This window comes from Sulfitobacter sp. G5_S2_6_S6, assembly GCF_054968505.1.
In genome coordinates, this window is the sequence record NZ_JBQKUI010000004.1 from 236329 (window position 1) to 256625 (window position 20297).

Genomic DNA, 20297 nt, shown 5'->3' on the forward strand with positions numbered 1-20297 from the left:
TCATGCGTCTGTCCCGTTATTTTTTGCCTGTGCTCAAGGAAAACCCCTCTGAGGCGCAGATTGTCAGCCACCGGTTGATGCTGCGGGCGGGCATGATCAAGCAATCGGCGGCGGGGATCTATTCGTGGCTGCCGCTTGGCTTCAAGGTGCTGCGCAAGATCGAAACCATCGTGCACGAAGAACAGCAGCGTGCGGGCCACATCCCGATGCTGATGCCGACGCTGCAATCGGCGGACCTGTGGAAGGAATCCGGCCGCTTTGACGCCTATGGCCCCGAGATGCTGCGCATCAAGGACCGTCAGGACCGTGACATGCTTTATGGTCCCACGAACGAGGAAATGATCACCGATATCTTCCGCAGCCACGTCGGGTCGTACAAGGACCTGCCGATGACGCTGTACCACATCCAGTGGAAATTCCGCGACGAGGTCCGCCCCCGTTTCGGCGTGATGCGGGGCCGCGAGTTCCTGATGAAGGACGGCTATACCTTTGATCTGACAAAAGAAGACGCGCTGCACGCCTATAACCGCCATCTGGTGACCTATCTGCGCAGCTATGAACGCATGGGGCTCCAGGCGATCCCGATGCGCGCGGATTCCGGCCCGATCGGCGGCGACGACACGCATGAATTCCTCGTGCTGGCGGAAACCGGCGAATCCGAGGTGTTCTATGACAGCCAGATCACCGAGCTGAAGTTCGGCGACCGCGAGATCGATTATGATTCCGTCGACCAGTGTCAGGCCGTGATGGAGGAGTTCACCTCGCGTTATGCCCGCACGGACGAGACCCATGACGAAGCGCTTTTTGCCGAAGTCCCCGCCGAACGCCAGCGCAGCGCGCGCGGGATCGAAGTGGGGCAGATCTTCTATTTCGGGACGAAGTATTCCGAACCGATGGGGGCGACCGTACAGGGGCCTGATGGCAAGCCTGTGCCCGTGCACATGGGGTCGCACGGCATCGGCGTCAGCCGTCTGCTAGGCGCGATCATCGAGGCATCGCATGACGACAAGGGCATCATCTGGCCCGAGGGCGTGACGCCCTTCCATGTGGGGATTGTGAACCTCAAACAGGGCGACGAACAGGCGGATGCGGCCTGTGACGCGCTATATGCCAGCCTGCAGACTCTGGGTCTGGACCCGTTGTATGACGACACCAAGGAACGCGCGGGTGGCAAGTTCGCGACGATGGACCTGATCGGTCTGCCATGGCGGATCACCGTCGGGCCGCGGGGGCTGAAAAACGGTGTGGTCGAGCTGACCTCGCGCCGCAGCGGCGAAAGCGAAGAGATGACGCCCGAGGCCGCGGTTGAAAAGATCGCCGGGATTTATCGCGGTATCGCTTAACCTTTAACGACGGGCCTTGGAACGACGGGCCTTGAAAAACGGGGGCGGATCATGAAGCGCTGCACAACGGACCTTTGGGGCGTTTCATGATCCTGCGGGCGCTGACCCTTGCTGGCGGTGTGGCGGGCGCGGCGGTGACCTCGCAATTCCCCGAATACTCACAGCAATATCTGCAACGGTTGGGCGGGGCGGTCGATGCGCTGCACGAGGTCGTTGCCGATTTCGATGCCAGCGCCCAAGCGGTCGGCCTGTCGCGCAGCGATGCCTTGGCGCAGATGACCGGTACCGACTTTATGGAGCGTCGCCGCGCCGATATGGCCGCGACCTTTGCCCGCTACGAGACATTGCAAACCGCCCTGACCCGATTGCAGGGGCAGGGGCCTTTCATGCGCGCCTACCACCTGCCGCAGATGTCGGACCCGCAGATCGCGGGGGCGGCGTGGCAGGCGTTTCAGCCCGCTGTACCGTTGAACTTTGCCGGGGTGGTGTTTGCTGGCGCGGGCTTTGTCGCGGGCGGCTTGGGGCTGGGGGTGCTGCTGCGACTGTTACGCGCCCCGTTCCGGCGGCGCGGCGCCCGCATACCGGCGCAGGGCCGCTGACACGCGCAGCTTTACCTGCGGTACACCCTGCCGCTCGACCACTCCTCGCTTGACCCGATGCGCCGAAACCGCGAGGTTGCGCGCGATTGATCCCAGATCGGAACCATCCCTTGGCCAAACCAGTATCCTCGACACCGCCCTTCGCCCCTTTTGAATGGATGATCGCCTGGCGCTACCTGCGTGCGCGTCGCGCCGAAGGTGGCGTGAGCGTGATGACCTGGATTAGCCTGATCGGGATCACGCTGGCGGTCTTTGCCCTGATCGCGACCCTTGCCGTGCGGTCGGGCTTTCGGGCTGAATTCGTCGATACGATCCTAGGGGCCAATGCCCATGTGACCGTGTATAATATGGCGTCGGTGGATGAGAACGGCGTGTCCCAGACGGGGATACCCGATTACACCGAGATGGCCGCGCGTGTGGCCCAGGTGCCGGGCGTGACGCAGGTGGCCCCTTTGGTGCGCGGTCAGGTGATGGCCAACAAGGGTCAGGCCAACGCAGGGATCGAGATTTTTGGCATCGAGGCCGCCGATCTGGCCAATATCCCGCGCATCGCCAACCCCGAAACCGCCGATGGCGATCTGGCCGATTTCGAACAGGGCATCGCCATCGGGTCCGGCGTGGCACAAGCACTGCGGGTCGGCTTGGGCGACACGATCAAGATCATCTCTCCGAACGGGGTGAAAACCGCCTTTGGCACCTCGCCCCGCGTGAATGGCTACGAGGTGACCTATATCTTCTCGGCCGGGCGCTATGACATCGACCGCACCCGCGCCTATCTGCCTCTGGCCGAGGCGCAGTCCTTCTTCAACCGCGAAGGCGTCGCCGATGAGCTTGAGGTGATGGTCGAAAACCCTGACAGCGTGGATGATCTGACCGTGCCGCTGCTATCCGCCGCGGGGGAACGCGGCCTGATCTGGACATGGCGCGATGCGTCGGGCTCGTTTTTAAGCGCGCTGGATATCGAGGACCGCGTGATGTTCGTGATCCTCAGCATCCTTGTCTTGATCGCGGCGATGAATATCGTCTCGGGCCTGATCATGCTGGTCAAGAACAAGGGGCGCGACATCGGGATCCTGCGCACCATGGGCTTAAGCGAAGGGTCGATCCTGCGCGTGTTCTTCATCTGCGGGGCCTTCACGGGCATCATCGGGACTGCGATGGGGGTGTTCCTTGGCTGTCTCTTCGCGCTCTATGTCGATCAGATTTTTGCCGTCGTGAACTACCTCTCGGGGGGCAACGCATGGGATCCTTCGATCCGCGGCATCTACTTCCTGCCCGCCAAACTGCAATTCGGTGACGTGATGTCGGCCATCGGCCTGTCGCTTGGCCTGTCCTTCGTCGTCACCATCTTCCCCGCGCGCCGTGCCGCGCGCATGAACCCAGTCGAGGCGCTGCGCTATGAATGATCCTGTTTTGCGGCTCTCGGGGATTGGCAAATCCTACAACCCCGGCCAACCGAACGAAGTCAACGTGCTGCGCGGCATCGACCTGACCGTCGCCGCCGGAGAGGTCGTCGCACTGGTCGCCCCCTCTGGCGCGGGCAAGTCAACGCTGCTGCATATCGCGGGTCTGCTCGACACGCCCGACACCGGCACGGTCGAGATTGGCGGCACCGATATGACAGGGCAGTCCGATCGCAAACGCACCGGCGTGCGGCGGGGCGATGTGGGGTTTATCTATCAGTTCCACCACCTGCTGCCTGAATTCTCCGCGCTGGAAAATATCGTGTTGCCGCAGCTGGCAAACGGTGTCTCGCAGTCCGAGGCGCAGACCCGCGCGCTGTCCTTGCTGGACGAGGTTGGCATCGGCCACCGCGCCGACCACCGGCCCGCGGCGCTGTCGGGGGGCGAACAGCAACGGGTCGCGTTCTGCCGTGCGCTGGCCAATGCGCCGCGGCTGCTGCTGGCGGATGAGCCCACAGGCAACCTTGATCCGACCACCTCGGATCAGGTCTTTGCCGCGCTGATGACGCTGGTGCGGGGCACGGGGCTATCGGCGGTGATCGCGACCCATAACCTTGAGCTTGCCGCGCGGATGGACCGCCAGATCCGGCTTGAAGCAGGGCAGCTGGTCGCGCTTTAAGGCGGCTGCCTTAATTTATCCTTATCCAGACCCAACTGGTGCCACGAGCAGGGGGCAAACTGTGTCAAAACAGGATGTTGCCATGTCACCTTTGCTCGTCATGCTCTTTGCCGCTTTCGGCCCCATGCTGGCCGTGTTTGACCCGTTTGGCGAGGATACGGAGGATGAGGTCGAGGACGAAGAAATCCCCATCGGCATGCCCGATATGGTGACGACCACGGGCGCAGGCATGGACGATGCGCTGACCCCCGACCCGGCAGCGCCTGAAGCCGACGCGCCAACCGACGCGTCGACCGCGGAGGATCCAGCGGTCGAGACAATCGACGACACCGCGCAACCGCCCGAGGATGACGCACAGTCGCAAACCGGCACGGCGGGGGATGATACATTGCAAGGCACCGACGGGCGCGACATCCTGTTTGGCGGGCAGGGTAATGACACGCTTTCGGGCGGGGTCAACGCCCAAGACGGCAGCGACGACGGGGTCGCGGACGAGCTGATCGGCGAAGACGGTGACGACAGCCTGCGATTGGGGGCGAATGACACCGGCATCGGGGGCACGGGCGCGGACAGTTTCACCGCGATCTACGGTGCCACAGGCGGGATCACGGTCACCGATTATGACGTGGGCACCGATGCGCTGATTGTCGAAACCGACGATGAAAACGCCTCTGTCACCGATCAGACCGTCGCGGATGGAGAGTTGACGGTCACGCTCAGCACAGGGCTCACCATCACCCTGCCAGGGATCGAAAACCCCTTGGCGGAGGATGAAATCCTCTTTGTGCTGACCAACCCACTACAAGACGCGGCCTGATCGGCCTCAGGCTTGCTGGGTCAACCAGACACCGGCACACATCAAGGCGATGCCAGCGGCCCGCGCGGCCCCCAAGGGCGCCACCTGCGCGCCGAACAGCCCGAAATGGTCAATCGCCGCGGCGCTGAAAAGCTGGCCCACTAGCACAAAGAACACCGCGTTGCCGACGCCGAAATGCGGCGCGATAAAGGTGATCGACAGGATGTAGAAGGCCACCAGAAATCCGGCAAGCAGCAGATGCTTCGGGGCCGCGGGGATCTGCGCAAACCCTTGCCGCCCCACCAGCATCGCGACCAGTAAGCTGACCGAAAAAGCCACCACAAACAGCACCGTAGCCGCTGCCGCAGGGGATCCGATCCGGCTGCCAAGCCCTGCGTTCAACGCGGCCAGAACGGGAATGCCAACCCCGGCCAAAAGCATCACAACTGCATAATGCGCCATGAGTATTCCTAATCTTTCCCGTTTCTTGATCCAGATCATGGCGAAGACCCCCGCCAAGGGCAAGCATCCCCGTGACCTACCGGAGGATCATATGATGAAAACCACAATCGCCCTCGGCGTGCCGCTGTTCCTGGGGCTGGCCGCCTGTATGCCCGCACAGACCCCGCCCGACGCCCCCGACCGCGCGGAAGGGGCGGCATTTTTTGCCGAAAACTGTGTGCAATGCCACGGGCTGAACGCCCAAGGGGCCGGTGCCGCGGCCAAGGGCCTTCGCCCGCAGCCCCGCGACCTGACCCTCCTGGCGCGCGACAATGGCGGGCGGTTTCCGCAGACCAGAACGCTGGCCTATATCTACGGCGACCCGGCGGGCGATGCCACAGACAGCCACCTGCAACGGGTGATGCCGCAGTTTGGCGAGGGCATGGCGCTGGATCTGGTGCCTGTCGATCTGGATGGCCAGCTGACGCCCACACCACGGGCGCTGGCAGGGCTGCTGGTCTATCTTGAAAGTATCCAGCGTTAACTACAGATCCCGTTCACCTCGACCCCGTCCCAGGGCATCCGCACCGCATAGGGCCGGCTTTGGGGCAGGGGTGCTACGGGCATTTCTTGCGAGATCAGCGCATGCAGCCGTTTGGTGCGCGGTGCCTGCGGGTCCAACGCACGACAGCAGACGAATTCCTCGACGATAGAGCCTTGTTGTTCAAAGGCAAAATCCAGAAACTTCGGGTCGCTCTCCAGATCAAAGAGATACGGGTCCGCCCCGCCGCCATGTTCAAACGCCGCACGCAGCGGCGAATAGCCCGTCGTCTTGCGGTTCTGCCACTGCCAGATATGGGTCAGCTCATGGGCAAAGATCATCGCCGCGATCAGCCCGATCCGGTCGGGATAGTCGGGCAGGTAATCGTCCAGATACCAGTCTTCGTCAAACAGCACCGTATTCCACAGCGCCACGGCGGCGGGTTTGGTGGTGATCACCTCGCCGACCTTTTCGGGCGGCAGGATACGCTCGCGACAGGTCGTGCGCGGCCGCGCCTTGCGCGTCATCGTCACCCCGCGCGAGGGCGACCCGTCATGCAGCCGCACCTTGGGGTAATCGAGCGTATCCCCCATGATATCCCCCGCGAACAGCAGCTCATTCTGGGTCAACGGCCGCCCGCAAGAGGCCAGAAACATGAGGAGGATAAAGGCTCGGATCATGGCGAAACGTTGAGTGAAAGCGCAGGGCGGATCAAGCGGTATTTTTGACACGAGGCCCGTGTTGAAATCTTCCGAGGGAAGGTTTCAGGGGCGAACGGGCGGAGCAGATATCCTGCGGAACAGATGTTAAGGGCCGCGCCTGACCCTGGGGCGGAGGCCGTCTTGCAAACTGTCCGGGGGACAGTTTGAGGCTGGAGGGATGCGTCAACATCGAGGGGGCATGAATTCGTCGTTAACCGTCGAGTAAGATTTGTCAATTAGACCATTTATTGAACGAGCAACAAGTGATCGTAGACGCACTTTGTCAAAGAAAAGAGTGCGGGTTTCAATTAAAGCCACGGGGAGCTATCGCTTAAGTTGTGTTTTGTGCTTGCGCTGTTTCCGCATAGATTGAGCACTTTTGGGAAAGGTTAAGAATGAAGCAACTTCTACACGACGACGGATCATGGGCACATCTGTTAGAGGAGTGGGCAAAACAGTGTCACGATTTCGATGAAGATTTTTCTTCATATATGCCAGCTACTATTCCGCTCTTAGGGGAACAGATTGAGATTTGTTCAGGTGAACGATGGAACGGCGTATATGCCCATGTAGATGCTGCAGGGGAGCACCACGCTGTGTGCTTTGTGAACCGCGCATTCATTCCGCGCTTCAGCGGTCGAGTTTTGCGTGTTAGAAACCTAATCCTTGCTCCAAAGTATGACTTAGGGAGCTATAGCGCCGATGATTATGCACGCCTGCTAGCTTCAATATTCGAATCAGTTTTGGCTTTAAGTGATCGAGACTTGGTATGCCCGCACGTCAAAATCCACTTCCGAAGTCCAGTTGATCTCGATTTGTTCCGCAATTTTTCAGAGGAAATGACTAAGTTTGGTCACTTTTCGGATATCAAAATGGTTGGATCATGGCTATTTGTTAGCAAATTGCTAACTGACACATAGTATGCCGAGTTAGGTTTTTATGTACGGGAGAGTTGTTATGGCTTGCAGCCTACGGGAACAAGATAGTTACAAGGCTTTTCTGAGCGCAATTAAAAAAGTTGGGCTCACGGAACTCAAGAAGTCAGAAATGTTTGGTTCAAATGAACAGCAGCAGCTATCAGGCGTTTTGAAAGCCGCTGCATAACCCCTTACCCTTCCATTTCGGTTCAAGTTCCGAAATGGAAGGGTATCACCCCCCCTCAAACATCCAGCTCCTCCACAAACTGGGCGTTCTCCTGAATATACTGGTAGCGTAGCTCGGGCTTCTTCCCCATCAGACGCTCGACCAGATCGCCGGTCTCGCCGGGCATGTCTTCGTCGACTGTGACGCGGATCAGCTTGCGGGTGGTGGGGTCCATCGTGGTCTCTTTCAGGTCTTTCGCGTCCATCTCGCCCAGACCCTTGAAGCGTTGCAGATCGATCTTGCCTTTGCCGCCCAGGCCTTTCTCAAGCCACATGTCCTTTTCCGCATCATCCGCCACATAGACGCGCTTGGCCCCTTGGGTCAGACGGTAAAGCGGTGGACAGGCGAGGTAGAGGTGCCCGGCATCGATCATCGGCCGCATCTGGGTGTAGAAGAACGTCATCAGCAGCGCCGCGATATGGGCCCCGTCGACATCCGCATCGGTCATGATGATGATCTTGTCATAGCGCAGGTCATCAAGGTTGAACTTCGTGCCCATCCCGACGCCAAGCGCCTCGCATAGATCGTTGATCTCGGCATTGGTGTTCAGCTTGCTCGACGCGGCCCCCAACACGTTGAGGATCTTGCCCTTCAGCGGCAGCAAGGCTTGCGTGTTCCGGTTGCGCGCGCCCTTGCCGGACCCACCGGCGGAATCGCCCTCCACGATGAACAGCTCGGTGCCTTCGCGGGTCTTGGAGGTACAGTCGGTCAGTTTGCCGGGCAGGCGCAGCTTCTTGGTGGCAGTCTTGCGGGCGGTTTCCTTTTCCTGACGGCGGCGCAGGCGTTCTTCAGCGCGCAGCACCAGAAAATCAAGGATCGCACCCGCAGATTTGGTATCCGCTGCCAGCCAGTTGTCAAAGTGGTCGCGCACGGCGTTTTCCACCATGCGCTGCGCGTCCACCGTCGCCAGACGGTCCTTGGTCTGGCCGACGAATTCAGGCTCGCGGATAAAGCAGGACACCAGCGCACAGCCGCCGGTGATCAGATCGTCGCGGGTGATGGTGCCGGCCTTCTTGTTGCCGACCAGCTCGCCATAGGCTTTGACACCCTTCAGGATCGCGGACCAGAAGCCCGCCTCGTGGGTGCCGCCTTCGGGGGTGGGGATGGTGTTACAATAGGACTGGATGAAACCATCGCGCGACGGCGTCCAGTTGATCGCCCATTCGACCTTGCCCGGTGCGTTGAACTTCTCGCGGAAGTCGACGGTGCCGCCAAAGGGATGCTCGGCGTAGGTTGTCGAGCCTTTCAGCGTTTCGTTCAGATAGTCCGACAGGCCGCCGGGGAAGTGGAACGTCGCCTCTTGCGGGGTGTCGCCGTCCTGCTGGCCGCATTTCCAGCGGATTTCGACGCCGGAAAACAGATAGGCCTTGGACCGCGCCATCGCGAACAGCCGCGCGGGCTTGAGCTTGAGCGGGCCAAAAATCTCTGCATCGGGGTGGAAGGTGACAGCCGTGCCGCGCCGGTTCGGGGCCGCGCCGATCTTTTCAAGCTTGCCTTGGGGGATGCCGCGCGAAAACTCCATCGCGAACAGCTCGCGGTTGCGCGCGACCTCGACCCGCAGGTGATCCGACAGCGCGTTGACCACGGACGACCCCACACCGTGCAGACCGCCCGAGGTCTCGTACGAATCGCCCGAGAATTTGCCGCCCGCGTTCAGCGTGCAAAAGATGATCTCCAGCGCCGATTTGCTGGGGTCTTTGGGGTGCGGATCGGTGGGGATGCCGCGCCCGTTGTCACGCACGGTGACATGGCCGTTTTCATGCAGTTCCAGTTCAATCCAGGTGGCATGGCCCGCCACCGCTTCGTCCATCGAGTTATCGATGATTTCCGCGACCATATGGTGCAGCGCGCGATCGTCCTTGCCCCCGATGTACATGCCGGGGCGCAGGCGCACGTGCTCCATATCCTCAAGAACCTGGATCGAAGAGGCATCATATTCCTTGGCGTTGCTCTGCGCACCGGAAAGAAGATCGGACATGTAGGGGCCTGCCTGTCTGTTGCTTTTGTTGAGCCTCCCACTATGCCAGAGCGCTATGGTCGGGGGAAGGGCGGATGACGTCGCAATGCGGTGTTTCCTGCGCCTGTGCCTTTGCTATCATCGGGGCAGGAAACCGTTGGAAGGCTTGCCATGACGTTTGACACCGCCGCTCCCACCACCCTGCGCGATGTGCCCGACTGGCGCTATATGATGCAGGAATGTGACGAGCTTTATCGCTACCTGCCCGCGGGCGGCAGCGACCGGATCAAAAGCCATCAACGCAAAGCGCGCGAGGCCATTGCAAGGCTGCTGCGGGGCAATGCCGAACTGCGGTTACAGCCGCGTGCGGAAAAGCCCGTCACTGCCCATCTGCGCCGCGCGCTGGACGAGGGCAAGCAGGGGGCCTTGGCCCCCGCGGTCCGGGCGCTGGATGCCGTGGCCCATGACCTCAGCTGGCAATACGGCTACGAGAAAGTCCCCAAGGGGCTGACCAACAGCTATGCCTATGCCGAACTGGCAGGGGCGCAGGGTCCGGTGGTCAGCCATGATATCATTCTGGGCGTGGTGCTCTTCGCGCCGGGCTGCACCTATCCGGCCCATGCCCATAAGGGGATCACCGAAAGCTACGTCTGTCTGTCCGGCGCGGTGTCCGAGAACCATCAGGGCGTCTATGTGCCCGGATCGATGATCTTTAACCCGCCCGAACATCTGCACCGGATCACCGTGGGCGACCGCGAACCGGCGCTTCTGGCCTATGCGTGGATGGGCGATCCTGCCGATCTGCACCAGCAGAAAATGGTCTTTACCCGCGCGCGCAAGTAAAACGCGGGACGGGGCAGGCGCGGCCTAAAGCCAGTTCAGAATGGCCTCCGCCACCTCTTGCGGTTTTTGGTGGTGCAGCCAGTGATCCGCGCCCTCGATGGTGATGCGGGTCAGGTCGGGGGCGTAGTCCTCAAGCCCGCGGGTCGTCTCGGGCAGCAGCGCGGTATCATCGGTGCCCCAGACCAGCAGATGCGGGCAGCGCACCTGCAACCGCGCCGGATCAAAGCTCAGCGCGTCGTCAATCGCCTCGCCCTCGGCCCCCAGCTTCAGCGGAGAGGCGCGATACCAGTTCACCATCCCGCGCAGCCCCGCCGCATCACGCCACGCTTGCTTGTAGCCCGCCAGCGTCTCGCCCTCTAGCCAGCTCATATCCATATGCGCCGAGAACAGCCCCATCAGCTTGCCGAAATCATCTGCGGCCAGAATATCCTCTGATCCCTCACGGCGCAGAAAATGGATGTATTGCGAGGCATCGGTCTGCGCGCCGCCCTTGGCCAGCTCGCGCTGGAAGGGGGCGGGGTGGACGCCGTTCATGATGATCAGTTTCGATACCAGATCAGGCCGCCCGATGGTCAGCGCATAGGCGACAGAGGCCCCCCAGTCATGGCCCAGCAGGATCACGGGCTCGTCCCCGATCAACGCCGCCATATCCGACACCAGCTTCGATGTCTTGTACTGCTCTACCTCGGCGGGTCGCCAGCTCTGCCCATAGCCGCGCTGGTCGGGGGCAATGCAATGGAACCGCTTGGCCAGCAGCGGGGCCAGATCGTTCCACGCGCCCGAATATTCGGGAAAGCCATGCAGCATCAGCAGCTTGGGCGCGTTCTCATCGCCCCAGTGGCGAATAAAGAAAGGATTGCCGTTGATCTGGCGGGTTTCGGTCCAATGGGCGGTCATGTCGTCTTCCTTTTCGGTTTGTCCGGGGCGGGGCCGGCGGGCAAATGCTCCAGTCGCAGCCCTACGGCGGAGCCCGGGGCGAAACCGGGCCAGTCAGCCCCGTCCAGCATCCCTGCGGTGTCGTCACCGCGCAGATGCATGCCCATAAAGGCCGCCGCATAATGTTGCGCGATATTGTTCATGCGCAGCGTGTCCCAGACCGGATCGGCATAGTGCTGGAACGGTGCCCACCCCAGCAGATCCGAATGCGCCCAGCTTTCCAGCGGGGCAGGGATCGGCGCGGCGGCATTATGGCCCGCGTTGATAAAGCTTAACAAATAGCGGTCGCTGGCGCAGCCGGTGAAGAGGCGGCGCATCGCGGCATAGTCTGATACATCATCGACGGTGCCGGCCATCATGAACAGCGGCGTGTCCATCTGCGCCAGCCCATCGGCATCCCACATCGCCTGCCCGTTGCCCCAAGGGCCGATGGGCATGATCGCGCACAGCCGCGGATCGCGCAGGGCGGCGTGGGTCTTTGACCCCGCAAGATGCCGCGCAAGGCTGCCGCCCTCGGGCGCGCGGGGATGCTGCAACGCCGTCTCGGCCAGACCGGCCCCGCCAAAGATCATCGCCCCGTAGCCGCCCATGGAATAGCCGATCAGCCCGACACGGCGACACGCCACCAGATCGCCCAAGGGCCCCGTCAGCGCCTCCATCGCGTCAATCACCGCGCGCTGGTCCAGCGGACGGTTCAGCAACGTCACCCCGAAGGCCTGCTGATCCTCATAGGTGCTGCCCGCATGATCCGGTGCCGCCACGACAAAGCCTTGGCGCGCAAGGGATTCCGCCAGATGGCTCAGCAGAAAGCGGTTCCCGGGATACCCGTGCGAGATCACGATCAACGGCGCTGAAAAGCCCGTGGCGACAAAAGCCTCGCGGCAGGCCGACCCGTGCAAGACAGTCGGCGTCACACCGTCGCGCAGCAAGGTGGCATAGGACGTCCCCGCACCCGTGCCCTCGGCCGCCGGATACCAGACCTCTAGCGTCAATTGGCGCGTGTCGGACACAGCGGCGGTCAGGGTGGTCACGCCGACGGGATGGGGGCCGCGCTGCGCCAGCGCTGGCGCGTCGGGGCGCAGCAGATCGATGCGGTTGTGCAAGGCGGTATCCTCCCAACTTCGGTGTCGCGACTGTGGCGCGGCCAGCCGCAGGGTGCAAGCCCGCCCGACCACGCAAACCGCCGCGCGGCCTTCCCCTAGGTCATCGGCTCTTCCCCTTGCGGGCAGGGCGGCGTAGGAAAGGCGCATGACACAGCAAATGACATATCCGGGCCACGCCCGAGCCATCACCGTGATGGGGCTTCCGCTTGTAGGCGGGCATCTGGGGCAGATCGCGATCGGGGTCTCCGACACGGTCATGGCGGGCTGGTACAGCGTAGAGGCGCTGGCCGCTGTCACCCTCGCCAGCACCTATTTCTTCGTGCTGCTGATCTTCGGATCGGGCTTTGCATGGGGCGTGATGCCGCTGGTCGCCGCCTTTGACGCCGAGGGCGACGAGGTCGGCCTGCGCCGCGCCACCCGCATGGGCATGTGGCTGTCGATGGGCTTTGCCGTGCTGGCGCTGCCGCTGATGATCTGGTCGCGGCCGATCATGGCGTTGATGGGGCAGGATCAGGCGCTGGCCGATATGGTCGACGGCTATCTGGTCATCGCTGCTTGGGGCATCTTCCCCGCGCTGATGGTCATGGTGCTGAAAAGCTACCTCGCCGCGCTGGAACGCACACAGGTCGTGCTGTGGATCACGCTGCTGGCGGGCGTCGCGAATGTGCTGGCCAACTATGCGTTCATCTTCGGCAACTGGGGCGCGCCAGAGCTTGGCGTGCGCGGTGCGGCCATCGCCTCTGTCACGTCGCACAGCGTGTCGCTGGTCGCCGTGGTGATCTATGTGCTGTGGAAAATGCCGCAACACCAGATGTTTGTCCGCCTCTGGCGTCCCGATTGGGAGATGTTGGCCCGTGTCTTCCGCCTTGGTCTGCCCATCGGGTTCACAGGGCTCAGCGAGGTCGGGCTCTTTGCCGCCAGCGCCGTTATGATGGGTTGGCTGGGCACCGTAGCGCTGGCCGCCCACGGCATCGCGCTGCAACTGGCATCAATCACCTTTATGGTGCACCTTGGTATCAGCAACGTGGCCACGATCCGCGCAGGCAATGCCTATGGCCGCCGCGATCCGGCGCATCTGGCGCGTGGCGCGATCACCGCGACGGTGATGTCGGCGCTGGTCGCAGTGTTGACGATCTTTGTCTTCGTGATGTGGCCCGAACCGCTGATCAACCTGTTCATGCAACGTGACGAACCCGCGCGCGACCAGATCCTTGTGATCGGGGTGGGGCTGCTGGCGATGGCGTCACTGTTCCAGCTTGTCGATGGCGCGCAGGCCGTAGCCTTGGGCATTCTACGCGGAGTGCAGGACACCACAGTGCCGATGCTCCTTGCAGGCTTCAGCTATTGGATCGTGGGCATGCCCGCGTCGTATCTGCTGGGCTTTGTCTTTGACCTAGAAGGGGTCGGCGTCTGGCTTGGGCTGGTCTTTGGCCTTGGCGTGGCGGCGATCCTGCTGAACGCGCGCTTCTGGGGCAGCGTGCTGAAACGTCTGGGGCCAACAGACCCCGCAGCCGCGTAACACCACCTGCTGACCGGCAGCCGCTTCGCCTAGGGCAGCCGGTCGGCCTTCTTGCGTACCAACGTGCTGCGCAGATCATGCATCGCCAACAGCAGCGCGTCCGTGACGGCATCAAGCTGGTCGTCCGTGGCCTTTGACTGCACCCACTGCGTTGTCAGGTTCAGATAATCCACCGCACGGTGGATATCGTCGATGTCGCGCTGCGCCAGCACCTGTGCGCGCTCGGTCATCCACTGGCGGATACGTTCCAGATCGCCGTCCGACAGCACGCGATCGCCTTGGGGTTTGATCTCGCCGTTGCGGATGTTCACAACGGCGATCTGGTCCATCTCGATCCGCCGCTGGCGGTTCTCTGCATCCACGCGAAACACCGCCGCGCCATTCTCGCGCACGCGAAAGTAATACTCTGGCAGGTCGCTCGCCATGGGGGCTCCTTTACGGTCTGGCTTAGCTCAGCGCGGCGCAGAACTGTTGCAAACGGGTGCAGGCTTCTTTCAGCGCCGCGTCCGAGGTGGCATAGCTGATGCGGAAGTTCGGGCTCAGGCCGAAGGCCGCGCCAAAGACGACGGCAACACCGGTGTCTTCCAGCAGCGCGGTGGCGAAAACCTCGTCATCGGTGATGGTGACGCCCGACGGGGTGGTCTTGCCGATCAGCCCTGCGATGGACGGGTAGACATAGAACGCGCCCTCTGGCTTGGGGCAGACGATGCCGTCGATCTCGTTCAGCATGTCCACCACCAGATTGCGACGGCGGGTGAACATCTTGTTGTTCTCGGCGATGTAATCCTGCGTGCCGTTCAACGCCTCCACCGCGGCCCACTGGCTGACGGTGCAGGGGTTCGACGTGGATTGCGACTGTACCTTGCGCATCGCGCCGATCAGCTTTTCCGGCCCCGCCGCATAGCCAATGCGCCAGCCGGTCATGGCATAGGCTTTGGACACACCGTTGACGGTCAGCGTACGGTCATACAGCGCGGGCTCCACCTGCGCGGGGGTGCAGAATTTGAAATCATCATAGGCCAGATGTTCATACATATCATCGGTCATCACCCAGACATGGGGGTGACGCATCAGCACATCGGTCAACGCCTTCAGCTCATCCCAGCTATAGCCCGCGCCCGTGGGGTTCGAGGGCGAGTTGAAGATGAACCATTTCGTCTTGGGCGTGATCGCCTCTTCCAACGCCTCTGGGGTCAGCTTGAAATCATTCTCCAGCGTCGCGGGGGCAATCACCGGCGTGCCACCGGCCAGCAGCACCATATCGGGGTAGCTGACCCAATAGGGCGCAGGGATCACGACCTCTTCACCGGGGTTCATCGTGGCCATCAGCGCGTTGTACAGGATCTGCTTGCCACCGGTCCCGACGCTGACCTGCGCGGGCGTATAGTCCAGCCCGTTGTCGCGCTTGAACTTGGCGCAAATCGCCTGCTTCAGCTCGGGGATACCGTCCACGGCGGTATATTTCGTCTTGCCCGCGGTGATCGCGGCGATACCGGCGTCCTTGATATTCTGCGGCGTGTCGAAATCCGGCTCTCCGGCACCCAGCCCGATCACATCCTTGCCTGCGGCCTTCAGCTCGGCAGCTTTTTGGGTCACGGCGATGGTGGGCGACGGTTTTACGCGCGCAAGGGTCTTGGACAGCAGTTCCATTTCGGCCTCAGTTTGATATGTGTGCAGCACCCTCATAGGGCGCACCCCCGCACCGATCAAGCCAGATCGGTCCAAACAGGAGAGACGCAATGGCCGAGAACGAAGACTGGTACGCATCCGACGTGGCAACCTTTGGCGACCGGGTCGCCGCCGCGCGCGAGAACGCGGATATGACGCAAGCCGCGCTCGCCAAGCGGTTGGGGATCAAGCAATCCACCCTGCGCGGCTGGGAAGACGACCTGTCCGAACCCCGCGCCAACCGCCTGTCCACGCTCGCCGGGGTCTTGGGCGTGTCGATGATGTGGCTGATCAACGGCGAGGGCGAAGGCATCGACGCCCCCGATGACACAGCCGCCACCGACGCCAATATCAAAGAAGCATTGATCGAACTGCGCGACATGCGCGCCGATCTGTTGAAACGGGCCGAACAAATGGGCCGTCTCGAAAAGAAACTACGCCGGATTTTCAAAGGGAACACCCATGGCTGAGCTGCACGAACACAAGGTCAAACGTCTGCATATGCGCTCTATGCGGCGAGGTATTAAGGAAATGGATCTCATTTTACCTTCTTATGCCGCAACCCGTCTCGCGACGATGGATGACGCGGCATTGTCGCTCTATGACGACATGCTGAGCGAGAATGATCACGACCTTTATCAATGGGTTACGGGGCAAACACCTGCGCCCGAACCCTTTACCGCGCTGATCGCGGACATCCAGATTCATCTGGCTGCAAACCCGCTTTAGGCGCGGTTTCCCCTGCGGATGTCGGCCCCCTCGCGCCGACATCCGTCCGGTTTAACGATATATTTTATTTTTATCTTCAGCTTCCGCCCCAATCGCAATGTCGGAGTTGAATATGAGTATCCAAAACCCCATCCCCATCCCCCCGTCAGAGGCGGGATTCATGCAAAGCTACCTCGATGCGCTCGGGCTGGTTGAACGGCTGCACCGCCTGTTGTTGGACGTGATCAAGGATGAATTCGAACGCGTCGGCGTGCTGGACATCAACGCCGTGCAAGCGCTGCTGCTGTTCAACATCGGCGACAATGAAGTCACCGCCGGAGAGTTGAAAAGCCGCGGCTACTATCAGGGCAGCAACGTCAGCTATAACCTGAAAAAACTGGTGGATATGGGCTATATGCACCACCAGCGCTGCCAGATCGACCGCCGCTCGGTTCGGGTGCGGCTGACCGGCAAGGGGCGTCACATCAGCGGAGTCGTGTCAGACCTGTTTGGTCGCCACGCCAGCGGGCTGATGCACAAGGGCGCGCTGGGCGCATCGGGCATGGATGACATCACCCGCGCGCTCAAACGGATGGAACGCTACTGGACGGACCAGATCCGCTATATCTACTGACCGCGCAGGGCGGGCAGGGCTTCGTCACCCAGTTGCGCCAGCGACAGCACCGCTAGCTCGCGCAGCAGCTTGGTGGTCATGGCAGATTGATAGGCATCAAACCCCGCGGCGGGCAGGGCAAAGGCACCGGGGCCGGTGATCACCTCTGCCATGAAATACCCCGTCAGCGTGCTGTCCTCCCCCGCCGCTTCGACCACCAGCGCGTTCACCGTCAGATCACGTCCGGCAAGCTGTCGTTTCACGTCACGGGGGCGGGGCCCAAGGTTGGATATCCCGTCGCCCGAGATATCAAGCGTGTGCTTCAAACATGCGGGCCGCTGTGCCAGATAGGCCGCCCCCGCTGCCACCGCCACGCCAAGCGCGGTGCCGGGCGACGCGGCCGCGCGCTCCACCTGTCGCAGCCCGTCGATCAGCTCTTGCAGGGCGGCGGCATCACTGATCGACCGCCACGGGGCAATAACGCGCTGGTCTGTCGGGCCGCTCCACTCATAGACCAACAGGGACACCGGTGCCTCCGGTGCCGACAGGATCGCCGCGCGCACCGCCGGATCGTCCAGGGCCCCGGCGACCCCGTCCAATTGCAAGCGGTACTCCCGCGCATCGACGGACCCCGACACATCCAGCCCCAAGGCCAAGGCCTGCCGGCACTCCGCCACGCCAGCCGACGCCCAAAGCGTTGCGCCGACAAGGGCCGCAACCCCGGCGCGGATCATCCCGCGTCCTCGACCACGGACAGGCTGCCAATCGCAGGGGGTGTCAGCTCGCGTTCCAGCTTGATCCGCATGGCGCGTTCAAAATCCTCGAACCCGTTGGCGATCACCAGAAACGCACCGGGGCCGTGCAAGACCTCGCGTTTGTAAAAGGCGATCAGCCCTGTCTCGGCCTCGAAATCGGCGGCATTCACCACCAGCCCGTTGACCGTCACATCGTCAAAATCAAACGACCGATAGGCCAGCTGCGGGCCAAAGCCCTCGTTGTTTTGACCGTCCCCCGCCAGATCAATTGTCTTGTATAAACAACGCGGTGCCCGCGCCATGACCGCCGCACCAAACCCCAGCGCATAGCCCATGGCCGTGGGAAAATCATTATGACTGCGCTGGCTGCCCGCCACCACGCCCGCCGCGCGCGTCAGATCGTCGGGCGAGTCTATCATCTGCCAATCGAGCACGATCTGCTGGTTATAGCGCCCCGACCATTCATAGACGGCCAGCGCCACCGGCAGATCGCTGGCGAAAAACGCCCGCCGCACCGGGTCTGACAGCAACGCGGCGGCGGTGCCGCCACGCTGCAAACGGTCCTCGACCGCATCAACCGAACTGGACACATCCATCGCCAGCAGCAGCGCCAGCCGACACTCCGCCGCCGCAAGGGCCGCGGGTGCGACGCCCAGCGCTGTGGCAAGGAAGGCCGCCCGGATCATCGGCTTACCAATGGCCGGTGTTTTCCATGCTGGCCCAGGGTTCCTGCGGCTCCAGCCGGTCCCCTTCTTGCAGCAATTCGACCGACACATTGTCGGGCGACCGGATGAACGCCATATACCCGTCGCGCGGAGGACGGTTGATCGTGATCCCGTTCTCTTGCAACATCTTGCAGGTTTCATAAATGTTTTCAACGGTATAGGCGAGGTGCCCGAAATGACGGCTGTCATCGGGCAGCGCATCATCGCCGTCCCAGTTATAGGTCAGCTCCACATCCGCATGGCCGTCGTCCTGCCCGGGAGGGCACATGAAAATCAGCGAAAACCGCCCATCCTCATTGTCGATCCGGCGGCGCTCTTTCAGGCCCAGCAGCTCGTAGAAGGCTTGCGATTTCTCCAGATCCTTGACGCGCACCATCGTGTGCAAATATTTGATCGGCATGGGTTGGCTCCTTTGCTTTCGTCTTCGACCTGCAGGGTAGCACGGCTGGCGGCGGTTGCCAGCGGATGTCAGAATTTTGACTGAAATCCCAATGAGACGGAAAACTCGCTCGTTTCGAACCGGCTGACATTGGATCGCGTCCGTCCGGCGCGTAAAGTCACACTGGGCGCAAACCCCGCATAGTCCACATCAGGTAACATGATGTTAACGTCCGCATAGGTTGCGTAGTCTTGCTTGCCACCGGGGACATCGAAAACCGCAAAATAGGTGTCGTAGTGGGTTTTTCCCAAGGTTAAGCCTGCGTTCACAACCGCCGGACCGATTTGATCGGCGAAGCTATAGCTTAACCGTAGGGACGCGGCTTGCGAGGCATAGTTGACGAAGTCGCTGTCGGTCTCGCGTAGATTGACGGAAACGCCGATACCATCACCCCAAGCGAGCTTGTGTTGGGACCCTACAATCAGGGACACGGTGTTACTGTCAAAGTAACTAATTCGTTCACTAAACCGTTTTTCTAGCGTCGCGCCCATGGAAACCGAAGTCGAAGCAGACAGCTGCCAGCGGCGACCGACGCCAACACGCATGAACGAATAGCTGCGGTCGCCTCCTGACCAGTATTCGCCAAGCGATCCGGCTACATCGGCGCTTCCGCCCGCCGCGCCGACCGCGAAGGACTGCCGAAGTGAAACATCTGCATAGGTCGCTCCGAAATCACTGTTACGTGCTTCAGGTGCCAAATCATGCGACCCGCTATCAAGCGCCACACGTTGTACAAACAGGCGACCCGAAAGGTCCGTTCGCGTCTTTTGAGTGCTCCGCAAACGGTACCCGACGACCGCGTCGACGGTACCCACGATACCCGATAGGGCCTGCGCCGATCCGCTGAGCCGCCCGGTAAACGGCAAGCCGTCGATCACCTGCTGTGCGGTGTCAGCACCGTTGTTGACATTGCTAGAGGGCTTCACCCCGCCTGTAATGGAAAAGCGAAACGGATTTTCACGCCGCACACGGGCATAGTCACGCGCAAGCTGTTCTTCTATCTCCGGGGTCGGGGCGTTTTGAACGGCACGTCTAAGCCAAAGCTGAGTGAGGGTCGGGTGCCCATCTGCAAAGGTCAGCCGTGCTGCCAGTTCCGCGGCCTGAAACTTCTGTACCCTGTTGTCTGCATAGCGGTACGCTCGCGCCGCAGACTTTCGCCCATCCGTTCCGTGCCCCATATCTGCATGGGCTGTGGCCAGAACATAATGCGCATACGCCGAATGCGGATCCGCGATCAGCAACCCTCGCGCGATCTGCGACGCCAGAGCAGGGCGTTCACCCTTCAGCGCATGGACCGCCAATGATCGGGCCTCTGGCAGGGACAACGCGACCGACTGCTCTGCCGCGACAGAGCCACTGTTCAGCAGGCAGAGCCCGGCCACTGC

At 61.8% G+C, this 20297-nt stretch carries 23 protein-coding genes; 12 read left to right on the top strand and 11 right to left on the bottom strand.

Features of this window, described 5'->3' with window-relative positions:
• The first annotated feature begins 2 nt into the window (after positions 1 to 2).
• From proS to ACTRWK_RS09435, 5 genes are all read left to right on the top strand, one after another.
• Positions 3 to 1343 (top strand): proline--tRNA ligase, encoded by a 1341-nt coding sequence (gene proS, locus ACTRWK_RS09415; RefSeq protein WP_462843890.1) that lies wholly within the window; start codon positions 3 to 5, stop codon positions 1341 to 1343.
• Positions 1344 to 1429: 86 nt separating this feature from the next.
• Positions 1430 to 1942, top strand: a complete 513-nt coding sequence (locus tag ACTRWK_RS09420) for a DUF2937 family protein (RefSeq protein ID WP_289081879.1) — start codon at positions 1430 to 1432, stop codon at positions 1940 to 1942.
• Positions 1943 to 2100: 158 nt separating this feature from the next.
• The gene (locus ACTRWK_RS09425) at positions 2101 to 3348 is read left to right on the top strand and encodes a lipoprotein-releasing ABC transporter permease subunit (RefSeq protein ID WP_289081910.1); all 1248 of its coding nucleotides are present in this window, start codon (positions 2101 to 2103) and stop codon (positions 3346 to 3348) included.
• Positions 3341 to 4024: an ABC transporter ATP-binding protein gene (locus ACTRWK_RS09430; RefSeq protein WP_289081878.1), complete on the top strand. Its 684-nt coding sequence runs from the start codon at positions 3341 to 3343 to the stop codon at positions 4022 to 4024. Before ACTRWK_RS09425 ends, ACTRWK_RS09430 begins: the two co-directional genes overlap by 8 nt.
• Before the next feature lie 82 nt (positions 4025 to 4106).
• Positions 4107 to 4841: a calcium-binding protein gene (locus tag ACTRWK_RS09435; protein WP_289081877.1), complete on the top strand. Its 735-nt coding sequence runs from the start codon at positions 4107 to 4109 to the stop codon at positions 4839 to 4841.
• A 6-nt stretch (positions 4842 to 4847) separates the two neighbouring features.
• Here the strand turns inward: ACTRWK_RS09435 and ACTRWK_RS09440 are convergent, their stop codons facing one another.
• A complete protein-coding gene (locus ACTRWK_RS09440; protein WP_074635566.1) occupies positions 4848 to 5282 on the bottom strand; it encodes a DMT family transporter in 435 nt (144 codons plus the stop codon).
• A 37-nt stretch (positions 5283 to 5319) separates the two neighbouring features.
• Here ACTRWK_RS09440 and ACTRWK_RS09445 point away from each other — a divergent pair, with 37 nt between their 5' ends.
• Complete coding sequence (locus ACTRWK_RS09445) at positions 5320 to 5805, top strand: c-type cytochrome (RefSeq protein ID WP_462843891.1); 486 nt, start codon at positions 5320 to 5322, stop codon at positions 5803 to 5805.
• Here the strand turns inward: ACTRWK_RS09445 and ACTRWK_RS09450 are convergent.
• Positions 5802 to 6482, bottom strand: a complete 681-nt coding sequence (locus ACTRWK_RS09450; protein ID WP_243251625.1) for a hypothetical protein — start codon at positions 6480 to 6482, stop codon at positions 5802 to 5804. The two genes, ACTRWK_RS09445 and ACTRWK_RS09450, sit on opposite strands and share 4 nt — an antisense overlap.
• A 416-nt stretch (positions 6483 to 6898) precedes the next feature.
• Here ACTRWK_RS09450 and ACTRWK_RS09455 point away from each other — a divergent pair, with 416 nt between their 5' ends.
• Positions 6899 to 7423 (top strand): hypothetical protein, encoded by a 525-nt coding sequence (locus ACTRWK_RS09455; protein ID WP_146152946.1) that lies wholly within the window; start codon positions 6899 to 6901, stop codon positions 7421 to 7423.
• Between the two features lie 239 nt (positions 7424 to 7662).
• Here ACTRWK_RS09455 and ACTRWK_RS09460 read toward each other — a convergent pair whose 3' ends face one another.
• The gene (locus ACTRWK_RS09460; protein WP_005852372.1) at positions 7663 to 9624 is read right to left on the bottom strand and encodes a DNA gyrase/topoisomerase IV subunit B; all 1962 of its coding nucleotides are present in this window, start codon (positions 9622 to 9624) and stop codon (positions 7663 to 7665) included.
• Positions 9625 to 9774: 150 nt separating this feature from the next.
• Here ACTRWK_RS09460 and ACTRWK_RS09465 point away from each other — a divergent pair, with 150 nt between their 5' ends.
• Positions 9775 to 10446, top strand: coding sequence for a dimethylsulfonioproprionate lyase family protein (locus tag ACTRWK_RS09465; RefSeq protein WP_005852376.1), 672 nt, complete (start codon positions 9775 to 9777; stop codon positions 10444 to 10446).
• A gap of 24 nt (positions 10447 to 10470) precedes the next feature.
• Here ACTRWK_RS09465 and ACTRWK_RS09470 read toward each other — a convergent pair whose 3' ends face one another.
• Positions 10471 to 11343: an alpha/beta fold hydrolase gene (locus ACTRWK_RS09470; RefSeq protein ID WP_037943801.1), complete on the bottom strand. Its 873-nt coding sequence runs from the start codon at positions 11341 to 11343 to the stop codon at positions 10471 to 10473.
• Positions 11340 to 12485, bottom strand: coding sequence for an alpha/beta hydrolase family protein (locus ACTRWK_RS09475; RefSeq protein ID WP_289084176.1), 1146 nt, complete (start codon positions 12483 to 12485; stop codon positions 11340 to 11342). Before ACTRWK_RS09475 ends, ACTRWK_RS09470 begins: the two co-directional genes overlap by 4 nt.
• Before the next feature lie 145 nt (positions 12486 to 12630).
• On the opposite strand from ACTRWK_RS09475, the gene ACTRWK_RS09480 reads away from it, so the two are divergent.
• Positions 12631 to 14004, top strand: a complete 1374-nt coding sequence (locus ACTRWK_RS09480) for an MATE family efflux transporter (RefSeq protein ID WP_462843892.1) — start codon at positions 12631 to 12633, stop codon at positions 14002 to 14004.
• Positions 14005 to 14033: 29 nt separating this feature from the next.
• Here the strand turns inward: ACTRWK_RS09480 and ACTRWK_RS09485 are convergent, their stop codons facing one another.
• Both ACTRWK_RS09485 and ACTRWK_RS09490 read right to left on the bottom strand, forming a co-directional pair.
• Entirely contained in the window at positions 14034 to 14429 is a 396-nt protein-coding gene (locus tag ACTRWK_RS09485) for a hypothetical protein (protein WP_005852384.1), read from the bottom strand.
• A gap of 22 nt (positions 14430 to 14451) precedes the next feature.
• Positions 14452 to 15654, bottom strand: coding sequence for a pyridoxal phosphate-dependent aminotransferase (locus ACTRWK_RS09490; RefSeq protein WP_462843893.1), 1203 nt, complete (start codon positions 15652 to 15654; stop codon positions 14452 to 14454).
• Between the two features lie 89 nt (positions 15655 to 15743).
• Here ACTRWK_RS09490 and ACTRWK_RS09495 point away from each other — a divergent pair, with 89 nt between their 5' ends.
• The 3 genes from ACTRWK_RS09495 (at position 15744) to ACTRWK_RS09505 (ending at position 17014) form a co-directional block, all read left to right on the top strand.
• Positions 15744 to 16142 (top strand): helix-turn-helix domain-containing protein, encoded by a 399-nt coding sequence (locus ACTRWK_RS09495; RefSeq protein ID WP_005852388.1) that lies wholly within the window; start codon positions 15744 to 15746, stop codon positions 16140 to 16142.
• On the top strand, positions 16135 to 16401 hold the full coding sequence (locus tag ACTRWK_RS09500) for a succinate dehydrogenase assembly factor 2 (RefSeq protein ID WP_037943808.1): 267 nt from the start codon (positions 16135 to 16137) through the stop codon (positions 16399 to 16401). The genes ACTRWK_RS09495 and ACTRWK_RS09500 overlap by 8 nt, the downstream gene beginning before the upstream one ends.
• 112 nt (positions 16402 to 16513) lie before the next feature.
• On the top strand, positions 16514 to 17014 hold the full coding sequence (locus tag ACTRWK_RS09505; protein ID WP_037943810.1) for a MarR family winged helix-turn-helix transcriptional regulator: 501 nt from the start codon (positions 16514 to 16516) through the stop codon (positions 17012 to 17014).
• On the opposite strand, the gene ACTRWK_RS09510 is transcribed toward ACTRWK_RS09505, so the two are convergent.
• The 4 genes from ACTRWK_RS09510 to ACTRWK_RS09525 form a co-directional block, all read right to left on the bottom strand.
• Complete coding sequence (locus ACTRWK_RS09510) at positions 17008 to 17727, bottom strand: DUF1194 domain-containing protein (protein ID WP_289082006.1); 720 nt, start codon at positions 17725 to 17727, stop codon at positions 17008 to 17010. The two genes, ACTRWK_RS09505 and ACTRWK_RS09510, sit on opposite strands and share 7 nt — an antisense overlap.
• Positions 17724 to 18434, bottom strand: coding sequence for a DUF1194 domain-containing protein (locus ACTRWK_RS09515; RefSeq protein WP_289082005.1), 711 nt, complete (start codon positions 18432 to 18434; stop codon positions 17724 to 17726). The genes ACTRWK_RS09510 and ACTRWK_RS09515 overlap by 4 nt, the downstream gene beginning before the upstream one ends.
• 4 nt (positions 18435 to 18438) lie before the next feature.
• Entirely contained in the window at positions 18439 to 18873 is a 435-nt protein-coding gene (locus ACTRWK_RS09520; RefSeq protein WP_005852400.1) for a VOC family protein, read from the bottom strand.
• Positions 18874 to 18941: 68 nt separating this feature from the next.
• Entirely contained in the window at positions 18942 to 20213 is a 1272-nt protein-coding gene (locus ACTRWK_RS09525) for a tetratricopeptide repeat protein (RefSeq protein WP_462843894.1), read from the bottom strand.
• Positions 20214 to 20297 lie beyond the last annotated feature (84 nt).